The organism is Citrobacter sp. Cpo142, from assembly GCF_030332425.1.
Lineage (GTDB): Bacteria > Pseudomonadota > Gammaproteobacteria > Enterobacterales > Enterobacteriaceae > Citrobacter > Citrobacter portucalensis.
Map to the genome: position 1 here is coordinate 1 of NZ_JAOWHW010000037.1, position 206 is coordinate 206.

The window sequence follows — 206 nt, forward strand, 5'->3', positions numbered from 1 at the left end:
GCGTTCAGGACAATGTCCTTTGTCATCCGGGATTGCATGGACCAGCCGATAATTTTGCGTGAGAACAGATCAACAACCACAGCAAGATACAGCCAGCCTTCTTGGGTCCTGATATAGGTTATGTCGGTTACCCAACGCTCATCCGGAGCATCCGGATTGAACTGTCGCTGGAGCCTGTTGGGCGACACGATACTGGCCTCGCCTTT

General features: G+C 52.4%; 1 protein-coding gene. It reads right to left on the reverse strand.

The annotated features are described in order from the left end of the window. Window positions 1-206: DDE-type integrase/transposase/recombinase (locus OGY18_RS01635; RefSeq protein ID WP_286551416.1), on the reverse strand; the 206-nt coding region annotated here is incomplete at both ends.